The 13,592-nt window shown below is 70.0% G+C and carries 10 protein-coding genes; 7 read left to right on the top strand and 3 right to left on the bottom strand.

Features of this window, described 5'->3' with window-relative positions; all coding sequences use genetic code 11:
- Positions 1 to 79 precede the first annotated feature (79 nt).
- Entirely contained in the window at positions 80 to 2,809 is a 2,730-nt protein-coding gene (locus EOE66_RS17130; protein ID WP_128229943.1) for a TonB-dependent receptor, read from the top strand.
- Complete coding sequence (locus tag EOE66_RS17125) at positions 2,806 to 3,792, top strand: glycoside hydrolase family 18 protein (protein WP_128229942.1); 987 nt, start codon at positions 2,806 to 2,808, stop codon at positions 3,790 to 3,792. Before EOE66_RS17130 ends, EOE66_RS17125 begins: the two co-directional genes overlap by 4 nt.
- A 15-nt stretch (positions 3,793 to 3,807) precedes the next feature.
- Here EOE66_RS17125 and EOE66_RS17120 read toward each other — a convergent pair whose 3' ends face one another.
- From EOE66_RS17120 to EOE66_RS17110, 3 genes are all read right to left on the bottom strand, one after another.
- Complete coding sequence (locus tag EOE66_RS17120; protein ID WP_245479084.1) at positions 3,808 to 4,989, bottom strand: SUMF1/EgtB/PvdO family nonheme iron enzyme; 1,182 nt, start codon at positions 4,987 to 4,989, stop codon at positions 3,808 to 3,810.
- Positions 4,958 to 5,623 carry a response regulator gene (locus EOE66_RS17115; protein WP_128229941.1) on the bottom strand — a complete coding sequence of 222 codons (666 nt, stop codon included), beginning with the start codon at positions 5,621 to 5,623 and terminating at the stop codon, positions 4,958 to 4,960. Before EOE66_RS17115 ends, EOE66_RS17120 begins: the two co-directional genes overlap by 32 nt.
- A gap of 118 nt (positions 5,624 to 5,741) precedes the next feature.
- On the bottom strand, positions 5,742 to 6,980 hold the full coding sequence (locus EOE66_RS17110) for a hybrid sensor histidine kinase/response regulator (RefSeq protein ID WP_128229940.1): 1,239 nt from the start codon (positions 6,978 to 6,980) through the stop codon (positions 5,742 to 5,744).
- Between the two features lie 227 nt (positions 6,981 to 7,207).
- Between EOE66_RS17110 and EOE66_RS17105 the strand changes: the two genes are divergently transcribed.
- From EOE66_RS17105 to EOE66_RS22390, 5 genes are all read left to right on the top strand, one after another.
- Entirely contained in the window at positions 7,208 to 7,693 is a 486-nt protein-coding gene (locus EOE66_RS17105) for a hypothetical protein (protein ID WP_375137488.1), read from the top strand.
- A gap of 59 nt (positions 7,694 to 7,752) precedes the next feature.
- Positions 7,753 to 8,115, top strand: a complete 363-nt coding sequence (locus EOE66_RS17100) for a response regulator (protein WP_054139514.1) — start codon at positions 7,753 to 7,755, stop codon at positions 8,113 to 8,115.
- Between the two features lie 43 nt (positions 8,116 to 8,158).
- Positions 8,159 to 10,288: a chemotaxis protein CheA gene (locus EOE66_RS17095; RefSeq protein WP_128229939.1), complete on the top strand. Its 2,130-nt coding sequence runs from the start codon at positions 8,159 to 8,161 to the stop codon at positions 10,286 to 10,288.
- A gap of 116 nt (positions 10,289 to 10,404) precedes the next feature.
- The gene (locus tag EOE66_RS17090; RefSeq protein ID WP_128229938.1) at positions 10,405 to 11,976 is read left to right on the top strand and encodes a methyl-accepting chemotaxis protein; all 1,572 of its coding nucleotides are present in this window, start codon (positions 10,405 to 10,407) and stop codon (positions 11,974 to 11,976) included.
- Positions 11,977 to 12,014: 38 nt separating this feature from the next.
- Entirely contained in the window at positions 12,015 to 13,565 is a 1,551-nt protein-coding gene (locus tag EOE66_RS22390; protein WP_128229937.1) for a methyl-accepting chemotaxis protein, read from the top strand.
- The last annotated feature ends 27 nt before the right edge of the window (positions 13,566 to 13,592 follow it).

Here is a 13,592-nt window from a genome sequence, read left to right as displayed (position 1 = left end):
CGCTGGTGCTGAACTGGTCTGCACGGACCGCCTGCCCATGTCCCCTACACCGACCCTGCTGCCCTTCCGAGGACCCGCCATGAAGCTCCACACCACCCCGGTTGCCCGCGCCGTCTCGGCGCTGCTGTTCGGCGCCGCCGCCCTGGGCGCTGCGCCCGCGGGGGCCCAGACCACACCCGCCCCGGCCGCCAAGCCCGCCGCCGCCCCCGCCGAAGCCCAGCGCATCGTCGTCACCGGCATCCGCGCCTCGCTGGAATCGGCGCTGCGCCAGAAGCGCGGCCTGGACAGCGTGGCCGAGGTCATCACCGCCGAAGACATCGGCAAGATGCCCGACAAGAACATCGCCGATTCGCTGCAGCGCGTGCCCGGCGTGGCCATCAGCTCGGCCAGCGCCAGCGAAGGCGGTTTCGACGAGAACGACCGCGTCAGCCTGCGCGGCACCAACCCCAGCCTGACCCAGACGCTGATCAACGGCCACGGCATCGGCTCGGGCGACTGGTTCGTGCTCAACCAGACCGGCACCGTGGGCCGCAGCGTCAGCTACTCGCTGCTGCCGAGCGAACTGGTCAAGCAGGTGGTGGTGCGCAAGAGCGCGCAGGCCGACCTGGTGGAAGGCGGCGTGGCCGGCGCGGTGGACATCCAGACGCGCAAGCCGCTGGAGTTCCGCCAGGCCCTGACGCTGGAAGCCAGCGTGGGCGCGGTCTATGCCGACCTGCCGCGCAAGACCGACCCCCAGCTCAGCGCACTGATCAACTGGAAGGGCGAGACCGTGGGCGTGATGGCGCAGGTGTTCTCGCAGAAGCGCAGCCTGCGCCGCGACGGCATCGAGACGCTGGGCTACAGCCGCATCTCGGCCACCAGCCCCATCGCGCAGACCAACCCCGATCTGGCCGGCGTGGCCTACCCGAATGCCGTGGGCTCGGCGCTCTTCGAGCAGACGCGTGAACGCACCGGCGGCCTCATCACCGTGCAGGTGCAGCCCACCAAGGAACTGGGCTTCGACCTCACGGCCTTCACCTCGGAGATGAAGGCGCGCAACTACAACCGCAACTACCTCGTGTGGGGCAGCCGCATCCTGGGCGGCGGCGGCAACCAGGCACCGCAGGCCCCCGACGCCGGCTACGTGGTGAAGGACGGCACGCTGGTGAAGGCCAGCTTCACGCCCATCCCCGGCAACCAGTACGTCATCGTCGACAACATCCTGCGGCCCGACGCACGCTCGGAAACCGGCTTCGTCAACCTCGACGGCCAGTTCAAGACCGGCAACCTGACGGTGAGCGGCAAGCTCGGCAGCAGCCGCGGCAAGGGCGAGACGCCGAGCCAGGCCGTCTTCGAAGGCGACGTCTTCAACACCGGCGCGAGCTGGACGCTCAACGGCATCGACCGGGCGCCCGATTCCGGCGTGCGCGCTGGCAACCCGGCGGTGTTCACCGGCACGCGGCTGGACTGGATCTTCGGCGCCAGCCCCGCGCGCACGAAGGACAACGAAGACTGGGCGCAGCTCGATGGCGAATGGCGCTTCACCGAGGGCCTGTTCAGCAGCGTGAAGACCGGCCTGCGCAGCACCAAGCACGAGCGCGACAGCCAGTTCGTGGCCCAGGGCCCGAAGTGGAGCGCCGACCCCTTCAACGTGGCCAACCTGCCGGCCTGGAACGGGCAGACCTACCCGTCTGATTTCGGCAAGGGCCTGAGCGGCAACTTCCTGCGCAACGTGTGGCAGCTCGACCCCGGTGTGCTCGAAGCCTGGGGCAACCGCTTCTCCAACCGCGACCCGCTGGAACGCCAGTACTTCCCCGGCGAATTCGCGATGGAGGAGAAGAACCTGGCCGCCTACGTGATGGGCAACTTCCTCGGCGAGGGCTGGTCGGGCAACGTCGGCGTGCGCGTGGTGCAGAGCAAGGTGGGCGTGCTGACCAACGTGGCCATCCCGGGCAGCGTGTGCGCGGTTCAAGCGCCTTGCGCGGTGCCCGGCGCCATCACCACCTCGGCCTTCGGCTCGTTCTACCGCAAGCTGGTGGAGAACACGCACACCGACGTGCTGCCCAGCCTGAACCTGAAGTGGGACCTGAGCCCGAACCTCGTGGGCCGCTTCGCACTGGCCAAGACGCTGGCGCGGCCTGACTTCAGCGCCCTGGGCGGCTCGGTGAGTCTGGACGACACCAACCGCACCGGCAGCGGCGGCAACCCGAACCTGGAGCCCATCCGCTCGACGAACCTCGACGCCTCGCTGGAGTGGTACTTCGCGCCACGCTCGGTGCTCTCGGCCGGGCTCTTCGTGATGGACCTGAAGAACTACGTCGGCTTCGGCGTGAGCGATGGCGTCTACTTCAACGAACAGAACCGCCGCTTCGACACCTACCGCATCAGTTCGCCTGTCAACAGCAAGGGCCGCGTGAAGGGGCTGGAGTTCGGCTGGCAGCAGAGCTTTGGCGCGGGCTTCGGTGCCAACCTGAACTACACCTACGCCGACGGTGAAGAGCAAGGCGGCCGCCCGCTGGTGGGCAACAGCAAGCACACCTGGAACGCCGGCGCCTGGTTCGAGAACGACACCTTCAACGCCCGTGTGGCCTACAACTTCCGCTCGAAGTTCTTCAACGGGCTGGACCGCGCCTCGGCGCAGAACCAGGCCGACACGGCCACGCTCTCGGCGAGCCTGGGCTGGAAGATCAACGAGCGCTTCACGCTCAGCCTGGACGGCATGAACCTCAACAACCCGGTGCTCAAGTACTACGCCGACAACACCAGCCAGCCCACCGCCGTCTACAACAACGGGCGCCAGTACTACCTGACGCTGCGCGTGAAGCTGTGAGTGCGCGTGGGGCGCTGCGGCGCGGGCTGGCGGCGGCGCTGCTGTTCGCCTGCGGCGCCGCGGGCGCGCAAGCCTCCGCACCCCCGCCTTCGCCCTGGGCCGGCCCTTACCAAGACCTGAGCCAGGGCCCCGCCCCGGCCTGGCGGCTGCCGCCAGCGCCAGGGCGCGTGATCACCTGGGCCTTTGCCACCGGCGCATGCGGGCAGGAACGCTGGAGCCTGCACGCCGATGCGGCCGAAGAGGCGCGCGAGATGCAGCGCCGCATCGCCGAGGCCGTGGCCGAGGGCCGCGACCACGCCGTCTCCACGGGCGGCGAGGTCGGCATCTTCACCTGCAGCACACAGGCCGGCATGCGCCGCTTCGTGGAACGCCACCTCTCGCCGCGCCTGGTGGGGCTGGATTTCGACATCGAGGGGAAGCAGACCGCCGAACAGATCGACGCGCTGGTGCAGCAGGTGGCCTGGGCCGCGCAGCAGTGGCCGCAACTGCGCCTGAGCTTCACGCTCGCCACGCACGCCAGCGCCGACGGCCGCGGCCTGAACGCCACCGGCGAAAACGTCATGCGCGCCGTGGCCACGCACGGCCTGCGCAGCCGCGCGGTGATCAACCTGATGGTGATGAACTACGGCCCGGCCGACGCGCGCTGGTGCGTGCTGAAAGCAGGCCGCTGCGACATGGCCGCCTCGGCGCTGCAGGCCGCGCACAACCTGCACCGTGCGCACGGCGTGCCCTATGCGCAGATCGCGCTGACGCTGATGGCCGGCGAAAACGACGTGGCTGGCAATGTCACGGGCGTGGACGATGCAGCGGCTGTGGCAGCCGCTGCGCAGCGCCTGGGCCTGGCTGGCGTGCACCACTGGTCGCTGCACCGCGACCAAGCCTGCGCCGCGGGCAGCCCGCGCGTCTCGCCGCGCTGCCACGCGTTGCCGGGCGTGGCGCCCGGAAGCTTCGGCGCCACACTGGACGCCGCGCGCCCGCGCTGAGGCCGAGCCGCCGCGTTACAGCGCGCAGCTGCGGAAGCCGCAGAACAGCGTGTCGTCTTCGACCGCGGCGAACCGCCGCGCCTTCGGCAGCCGCCAGCGCGTGCGCGTGACGAAGCTCGCCCCGCGCAGCACGCCCTGCCCTTCGGCCGGCGCTGCATCGGGCGAGCCCGGTGCGGGCTTGCCGGCGCCGGGCCAAAGGCGCGCGCTGCCGGCCACCCATTCCCAGACCTCGCCCCACACGAAGCCGCGGCCGGCGCCCTGGCTGGCGGCGAGTTCCCATTCGGGTTCGGTGGGCAGGCGGCGGCCGGCCCAGCGGCACCAGGCCTCGGCCTCGTGCCGGCTGACGTGCATCACCGGCTGGTGCAGCGCCACGCGGCGCAAGCCGGCGCTGGCGCCATGGCCGCGCGCCACCAGCACGCCATCGTGCATCTGCTCCACCTGGCCCGGGGCGCGGCGGCCGTCGCGCTGCAGCCAGTTCCAGCCGGCTTCGCTCCAGAACTCGGGGCGGTCGTAGCCGCCATCGCTGGCGAACTCGAGATAGGCGGCCCAGTCCACCGCCTGCGCGTCGATCTCGAATTCGGGCACCGCCACCTCGTGGGCCCAGCGCTCGGGGTGGGGCACGAAACCACCGGGTGCCGAGCCCAGCATCCAGCGCTGCGCCGGCAGCCACAGCGCGGGGCGGGCGGGGCGCGCCGCCGGGGCCCCGGGGCGCAGGCGCTGCGCCAGGGTCTCGCCCAGTCGGTCTTCGTGCAGCAGGCTGCAGCGGTAGAAGTGCAGCGCGGCGTCGTCTTCGGCGGCTTCGCCAGGGGCGGCCAGCAGGTCGAGCGTGAGCTCCAGCGTGTCGGCGAGGTAAGCGCGCACGGTCTCGGGCGTGGGCAGCGGGCCCTCGGGCTGCAGCCAGCCGTCCACCGCCGGCTCGATGCCGGCCAGGCGCAGCCCGGCCGGGTCGCAGGCCTCGCCGCGCGAACGCTGCACGTGGCGCGAGAGCCAGTGCTCCTGGTACCAGCCCGCACGCACCGCCAGGCGCAGCGCGTCGGGGCTTTCATCCTGCGCCAGGCGTTGCAGCAGGTGGTTGCGGCTGTCCAGCAGCGCCAGAGACAGCAGCTCGCGCCCGGCGCGGCGCATGCCCGCCGCGTCGTCCAGCGCCTTTTCGGCGCCGCGCGCGCTACTGCCCGACGAGCCCGTTGCGGATGGCATAGACCGTGAGCTCGGCGTTGTTGGCCAGGGCCAGCTTCTCCAGCACGCGGGCCCGGTAGACCGAGACCGTCTTCGGGCTCAGCGTCAGCTCTTCGGCGATGTCGGCCAGGCGCTTGCCGCTGGCGATCATCACCAGCGTCTGCAGTTCGCGGTCGCTCAGCTTGTTGTGCGGGTTCTCGGTGGCCGGCGCGGTGAGGCTCTCCACCAGCATCTGCGCGATCTCGGGCGTGACGTACTTGCGCCCCTGCGAGACGGTGCGCACGGCCTGCACCAGCAGCTGCGGGTCGCCACCCTTGTTGACGTAGCCGTAGGCCCCGGCGCGCAAAGCGCGGATGGCGTACTGGTCTTCCGGGTACATGCTGACCACCAGCACCTTCACCGGGCTGCCCTCTTCCTTCAGCGCGTGCAGGGCGTCCAGCCCGCTGCGGCCGGGCAGGTTGATGTCGAGCACCAGCACGTCACAGGGCTTGCCGGCCTCGCGCCCGGTTTCCTGGCCCAGCGTGCGCATCAGGCCGCGCAGCTCGCCGTAGTCACCGGCCTCGCCCACCACGCGGATGTCGGGCGCATCGCTTAGCGTGTCGCGGATGCCGCGCCGGATGAGCGCGTGGTCGTCGCACAAGATCACTTCGATCATGGGTGTGGGCAGCTGCGGTGGTGGTCGATCAAGGCCTTGCGCGGAACCGGCTCTGCCGGGCCGCAGCAAGAGCCCCCTTGGGGGGTGGCGAAGGCGCGTAGCGACAAGCCTGGGGGCCTCACAACACTGTCCAGGCTGAGTTTTCGGCGTCGTCGGGGTCGGTGTTGTCGCTCCGGCCGGCCGGAGCGGTGCCGGGGGGCGTCAGGGGCACCGAGAGGATCAGCGAGGTGCCCGTGGGCCCGCTGCTGAGGTCGACCCAGCCGCCCACGGTGGAGGCGCGCTCGTGCAGGCCCCGGATGCCGAAGCTGCGCGCCTTGGCCAGGTCGGCCTGCCCGAGGCCGCGGCCGTTGTCGCTGACCTCCAGGCTCAGCACGCCGCCGGTGAGCGAGAGGTCCACCACCACGCGCGAAGCTTGAGAGTGTTTGCTCACGTTCGTGAGCGCCTCCTGGGCGGTGCGGTAGGCCACCAGGGGCACGCCGGGCGGCAGCGCGGGCGGCTCGCGGGTGTCGCCGGCGTGGGTGCGGAACTCGCACTCGATGCCCAGGCGCTTCTCGAACTGGCTCGTCATCCACTGCAGCGCGGCCACCAGGCCCTGCTCCAGGATGGCCGGGCGCAGGTTCTGCATGATGCGCTGGCTGCTTTCGATGGCGTGCGTCACCGTCTCCAGCGCCGCCAACGCGCGCTGCTGCATCGCCGGGTTCTCGGCATGGCGGCGGATCCAGTCGAGTTCGAACTTCAGCGCCGTCAGCGAGCCACCGACATCGTCGTGGATCTCGCGCGCGATGGCCTGGCGCTCGGCCTCCACGCTGGTCTGCAGGTGTTGCGCCAGTTCCGACAGCCGCCGGCGCGACACCTCCAGTTCGCGGTCGGCCGCCTCGCGCGCGCGGCGCATGCGGGCGCCGGCGACGGCGTGTTCCACCGCCGGGGCCAGGCGCGCCAGGTTGTTCTTCAGCAGGTAGTCGGCCGCGCCGTTGCGCATGGCTTCCACCGCGGTGTCTTCGCCGATCTGGCCTGACACCAGGATGAAAGGCAGCGCCGGAGCCCCCGGGCCGCTGCGCTCGCACAGCATCTGCAGCGCGTCCAGACCGGTGAAGCCGGGCAGGTGGTAATCAGACAGCACCACGTCCCAGGGCTCATCGAGTGCGGCCAGGAACTCGGCGCGGGTCTCCACCCGGCGCGCCTGCACGCGGGTGCCGCCCCGCTGCAGGCAGGCGATGGCCAGCGCATGGTCGGGCTCGCTGTCTTCCAGGTGCAGCACGCGGTAGGGGCGGGTGTCGCCGGGCCGGGCGCGCGCCGGGCTGCCGGCAATGGCGGGCGCGTCGGTGTCGGGGGATGGGCCCGCAGGCGTGCCATTCATGCCGTCCAGTATCGCAAAGGCGCTGCCCGCACTGGTGCAGGCCCGGCAGTGCGCGGCCGCAATGCTCAGAAATGACGCCGTTAGGGCTTCATCTTCTGCTCAATGTTCGGCCACCCGCTGCCGAAAATGGGTTGGAAGCCAGGCCTCCCGGCCCGCCCAGCGCCCCGTGCCCCGGCGGCCAGGTCGGCCCGGCAGGCCCCCATACCGACCAACACCTTGGAGCCCCGATGCTCGCTCAGGACGCCCCGACGCCGTCGAACGCCCCGCCCGATGCCTTTCAGGCTGCCGGCGCGATGCCCCTGATGGCCGCTGCCGATTTGCAGGACCACCTGATGGTGGCCAGCAACGACATGGATCGCCTGCAGCGCCTTCTGGGCGACGCATGTGAGTCCTTGCTCACACACTTCTACGGCGCCACGGGCGAGCTCAAGCAATTGCTGCACCGCGTGGCCGAGCACCCCGAGATCGAGGCGCCCGAACTGCACAACGCGATGCAGCACATGGCCGGCGCGATCACCGCGATGCAGTTCCAGGACATGGCTTCGCAACTGGTGGACCACACCACCCGCCGCCTGCGCAACTGCGCCGACCGGCTGGCCCGCGACACCATGGGCGACGACGAGGACGGTGAAGCCCTCGTCGCCGAAGCCCCGCTGCGCCCCAACCCCGTGACCCAGGACGAGATGGACGCTGGCTCCGTCGAGCTGTTCTGACCCCGCCCGCCGCCCCCCTCACACCCGCACTTTCAAAAAGCACCTCCGGAGAGCCTTCCATGCACTCGATCCTTGCCGTTGACGACAGCGCTTCCATGCGCCAAATGGTTTCCTTCACCCTGAAGAACGCGGGCTTCAACGTCGTCGAGGCCGTGGACGGGCAGGACGCCTTCGAGAAGGCCAACAGCCGCGACTTCAACCTCGTGCTGACCGACCAGAACATGCCCCGCATGGACGGCATCAGCCTGACCAAGAAGCTGCGCGAGAACCCGAAGTTCAAGAGCACGCCCATCCTGATCCTCACCACCGAGAGCAGCGACCAGATGAAGCAGGCCGGCCGCGCTGCCGGTGCCACGGGCTGGCTGGTCAAGCCCTTCGACCCGGCCAAGCTGGTGGAAGTCATCGGCAAGGTGATCCGCTGAAGCCTCGGCGGCGCTTTCCCACGAATCTGCAGGAGTCACCGCGATGGGTGAAATGACCAACGACGCCAGCGCCACCGCCGGCATCGACCTCAGCCAGTTCTTCCAGGTCTTTTTCGAAGAGGCCGGTGAGAACCTCGATTCCATGGAGCAGATGCTGCTCGCGCTGGACATCGAGAACCCCGACGACGAAGAGCTCAACGCCATCTTCCGCTGCGCGCACTCGGTCAAGGGGGGCGCAGCCACCTTCGGTTTCTCCGATGTGGCCGAGCTCACGCACCAGATGGAAACGCTGCTGGACAAGCTGCGCCGCCACGAGCTGACGCCGAACGCCGCGATGGTGGACGTGCTGCTCGCTTCTGGCGATGCGCTGAAGGCCCAGCTGGCGCGCCACCAGGGCAACGGCGCCGAGCCGATCGACACCACCGAGCTGCTCTTCACCATCCGCCGCCATGTGGAAGGCGAAGCCGTGACCGCCGGCGTGCCGCGCGCGGCCGCGGCCCCGGCACCCGCGCCCAAGCCAGCCCCCGTGGCAGCGGCACCGCAAGCGCCGGCCAAGCCCGGCCAACGCGTTCTGGAGCTCACCGTCGGCCCGCTGCCCGACCCGGGCCTGGCCGAGAACCTGGTGGAACTGTTCAAGGAGATCACCGACCTGGGCACCATCGAGCCGCTGGACGCCGGCCGCGCCGCCGACGGCATGCGCCGCTTCAAGGTGACCACGGGCTCCAGCGACAACGACCTCATCGACCTCTTCGGCTTCCACATCGCGCGTGAGCACATCGCGCTGAAGCCGCTGAGCTCGGGCTATGGCTTCCACGAAGGCGCCCCGGGCGCCCCGGCAGCCGAGGCCGCACCGCAGGCCGACCTGGGCTACGGCTTCTTCGATGACGCGCCGGGCGCGCCGAATGCCGCCGCCCCCGCCGCGGCGGCCAGCACCCCTGCCGCGGCCGCGCCCGCAGCCCTGGCACCGGCCAAGGCTGCCGCGCCGAAGGCCGAAAAGGCTGCCTCGGCCGAGAGCAGCACGCTGCGCGTCAGCGTCGACAAGGTCGACCAGCTCATCAACCTGGTGGGCGAGCTCGTCATCACGCAGGCCATGCTGGCGCAGAACGGCAAGGGCGTGGACGCCGCGCTCTACCAGCAGCTGGCCGCCGGTCTGGCCGACCTGGAGCGCAACACCCGCGACCTGCAGGAAGCGGTGATGTCGATCCGGATGATTCCGATGTCGATGGTCTTCAACCGCTTCCCGCGCATGCTGCGCGACCTGGCGGCCAAGCTCGGCAAGAAGGTCGAGATGGTGCAGGTGGGCGAGGCCACCGAGCTCGACAAGGGCCTGGTGGAGAAGATCACCGACCCGCTGACGCACCTGGTGCGCAACAGCTGCGACCACGGCATCGAGATGCCGGCCGAGCGCCTGGCCAAGGGCAAGCCCGAGCACGGCACCATCACGCTGATCGCCAGCCACCAGGGCGGCAGCATCGTCATCGAGGTGCGCGACGACGGCAAGGGCCTGAACCGCGCCAAGCTGTTGAGCAAGGCCCGCGAGCGCGGCATCGACGCGCCCGACACCATGACCGACAGCGAGGTCTACGGCCTCATCTTCGCGCCGGGCTTCAGCACGGCCGAGGTCGTCACCGACGTCTCGGGCCGCGGCGTCGGCATGGACGTGGTGAAGAAGAACATCACGGCGCTGGGCGGCACGGTGGAGATCGACAGCGCCGAGGGCTACGGCATGACGGTGCGCGTGCGCCTGCCGCTCACGCTGGCCATCATGGACGGCATGAGCGTGGGCGTGGGCGAAGAGGTCTACATCCTGCCGCTGTCCAGCGTGGTGGAAAGCTTCCAGGTGCAGGCCAACACCATCAAGACCATCGGCGGCAGCGGCCGCGTGGTGGAAGTGCGCGACGAGTACATGCCGGTCGTCGACCTCGAACGCGTGTTCCAGGTGCCGCGCTTCGACTTCGAGCACGTCAGCAACATCATGGTGGTGGTGGAAGCCGAGGGCGGCCGCGTCGCCCTGCTGGTGGACGAACTGCTCGGCCAGCAGCAGGTGGTGGTGAAGAACCTCGAGAGCAACTACCGCAAGGTGGATGACGTCTCGGGCGCCACGATCATGGGCGACGGCCGCGTGGCGCTGATCCTCGACATCGGCTCGCTGGTGCGCCGCTCGCGCCACTGAAGCGGCAAGCGCAACCAGCCCTCCGCTCCTCCACCAGCCCAGCTGCGAAAGGCGAAGCCCCTGCAAAGATCCCCGCAGTCGGCAACACGCTTCCCAGTACCCAAGGAATCCCGGCGATGAAGCTTGTGCTCAACACCCTGCGGCAATTCTCGATCCGCACACGCATGTGGGGTGCCATCGCGATGGTGCTCGGCATGTTCGCGCTGATCGGGATGGTGGGCACCGCAGGGGGGTGGAAGATCAAGTCGCTGAACGAAGACTTCATGTCGCACTCGATCCACGAGGTCGAGACCGTGAGTGAACTGCGCCAGCACATCTCTCGCGTGCGTCTGCTGGAAAAGCAGATGGTCATCGACTACGAAGACCCTGCGGCGGTGGAGAAGCATCTCGTGGCCTGGCGCACCGAGGTGGCCTCCACCGCCAAGACCATGAAGTCGCTGCTGGAAGGCGAAGAGGACGAGGACAACAAGCTCGCCCGCGAAGCCCTGGAACGCCTGACCGCCTACGCCGAGCGCAGCGAGCCGGTGCTGAAGAACATCCAGGGCGGCGGCTACGACACCGGTCGCGTGGCCGACCGCATGCTCGAACGTGCCAAGGCCGAGGTGGCCGTGGTCGAGAAGAACATCGACGCCATCGCCCAGATCACGCGCAACGAAGCGCGCGCCACGCAGGACGAGTTCCTGCTCGCCATGAAGCACGTGCTGTGGGCCTTCCTGGCCACGCTGGCCATCGTGGTGCTGGTGGTGTGGCCGCTGACGCTGCTGAACTCGCACTCCATCACCAGCCCCATCGCCTACGCCGCCACGGTGGCGCAGGCCATCGCCGAGGGCGACCTGCGGCGCCCCATCCGCCTGGAAGGCCGCGACGAGGCCAGCGACCTGCTCACCGCGCTGAGCCGCATGCAGGAGAGCCTGCGCACGGTGGTGAGCCAGGTGCACGCCTCGTCGCAGATCATCCAACTGGCCAGCGCCGAGGTGGCCAGCGGCAACGGCGATCTGAGCCAGCGCACCGAGAACGCGGCGGGCTCGCTGCAGCAGACCGCCAGCAGCATGGAGCAGCTCACGGCCACCGTGCGCCAGAGTGCAGACGCAGCGCGCCAGGCCAGCGAGCTGGCGCAGTCAGCCTCCAGCGTCGCGCAGCACGGTGGCGAAGCCGTCGCGCAGGTGGTGGCCACGATGGAAGACATCAACACCAGCAGCCGGCGCATCGGCGACATCATCGGCACCATCGATGGCATCGCCTTCCAGACCAACATCCTCGCGCTGAACGCGGCCGTCGAAGCGGCACGCGCCGGTGAACAAGGCCGCGGCTTCGCCGTGGTGGCCAGCGAGGTGCGCAGCCTGGCGCAACGCAGCGCCGCAGCCGCGCGCGAGATCAAGAGCCTCATCGGCGCCAGCGTGGAGCGGGTGGAGACCGGCACGCGCCAGGTGGCCGACGCCGGCCGCACCATGGGCGACATCGTCGCGAGCGTGCAGCGCGTGAACCAGATCATCGGCGAGATCAGCGCCGCCGCCGCCGACCAGAGCCAGGGCATCGGCCAGGTCAACGGCGCGGTGACGCAACTCGACCAGTCCACCCAGCAGAACGCGGCGCTCGTGGAAGAGAGCGCGGCAGCCGCCGAATCGCTGCGCGAGGAAGCAGAGCGCCTGGCCAAGCTGGTGGGCACCTTCCGCCTGCAAGCCGCCTGAGCCGCCCGAGGGCCGACAGCCCCCCAAGCAGTACCGCCATGAACTTCCAACAGCTCCGCATCACCACCCGCCTGTGGCTCTTCGTCGGCTTCATCATCGCCACGCAGCTGGCGGTGGTGATCTATGCCGCCTGGCGGTCGGCCAACGTGACGGCGCGCTCCGAAGCGGTGATGCAGCCGGTGGAAGCCAAGCAGCAGGCGGCGGCGCGCTGGTCGGCGCTGCTCTCCACCAACATCGCGCGCGTGCAGGCCACGGCCGTGGGCAGCGACGCCGAGGTCGAGGCCCTGTTCAAGCCGCTGATTGCCAGCACCATCGAAGACATCAGCCGGGTGCAGAAGTCCATCGAGGCGCTGCCGCTGACCGCGGCCGATCAGGCGCTGATGGCGCGCATCGCCAGCGAGCGCAAGGCCGTGCTCGACTCGCTGGCGCGCGTGCGCGCCGCCAAGGCCGCCGGCGATGCCGAGGCGGCCCGCACCGAAGCGCTGAAGGTGTTCAACCCCGCCGCCGATGTCTACCTCGCCTCGCTGCGCGAGTTCGTCACGCTGCAGGACACCCAAGCCACGGCCTTGAAGCAGGGTTTCATCGCCGAACGCCAGTTCACGATCAAGGTGGCGGCACTGGGCGTGCTGTTCATCCTGGTGGCTCTGGTCAGCGGCGCGCTGTGGCTGGGCCGCTCGATCCAGCGGCCGCTGACGGCCGCCATCCAGGCCGCCGAGCGCATCGCGCAGGGCGACCTCACGACCCAGATCGCGGTCGACCGCGCCGACGAGTTCGGCGATCTGGCGCGCGCGCTGCAGGGCATGAACCGCTCTTTGGCCGGCCTGATCGGCCAGGTGCGTCTGGCCACCGACAGCATCGGCACCGCCTCCAGCGAGATCGCCACCGGCAACATCGACTTGAGCGGCCGCACCGAGCAGACGGCCAGCAACCTGCAGCAGGCAGCCAGCTCGATGGAGCAGCTCACCGGCACCGTGCGGCAGACCGCCGATTCGGCCCGCACCGCCGACCAGCTGGCGCAATCGGCCGCCACCGTCGCGCAGCGCGGCGGCCAGGTGGTGGCGCAGGTGGTCTCGACGATGGAAGACATCAACGCCAGCAGCCGCAAGATCAGCGACATCATCGGCACCATCGACGGCATCGCCTTCCAGACCAACATCCTGGCGCTGAACGCCGCGGTGGAAGCCGCACGTGCCGGTGAGCAGGGCCGCGGCTTCGCGGTGGTGGCCTCCGAGGTGCGCAGCCTCGCGCAGCGCAGCGCCGAGGCGGCACGCGAGATCAAGAGCCTGATCGGCGCCAGCGTCGACAAGGTGGAATCGGGCACGCGCCTGGTGGCCGACGCCGGCAGCACCATGACCGAGATCGTGGCCAGCGTGCAGCGTGTCAACGACATCATCAGCGAGATCAGCGCCGCCGCGGCCGAGCAGAGCAGCGGCCTGGGCCAGGTCAACGGCGCCGTGGCCGATCTCGACCGCATGACGCAGCAGAACGCTGCGCTGGTGGAGCAGAGCACCGCCGCCGCCGAAAGTCTGAAGGCCCAAGCCAGCCGCCTCGGCGATTTGGTGGCCACCTTCCGTTTGCAACGAAGTTGAACCCCGGGGCCAGCCCGTGGCGGCCCC

The organism is Rubrivivax rivuli (assembly GCF_004016505.1).
In the GTDB taxonomy this organism is placed as follows: domain Bacteria; phylum Pseudomonadota; class Gammaproteobacteria; order Burkholderiales; family Burkholderiaceae_C; genus Rubrivivax; species Rubrivivax rivuli.
The sequence above is the reverse complement of the archived record's forward strand: the minus strand, read 5'-3'. Positions and strand labels throughout refer to the sequence as shown.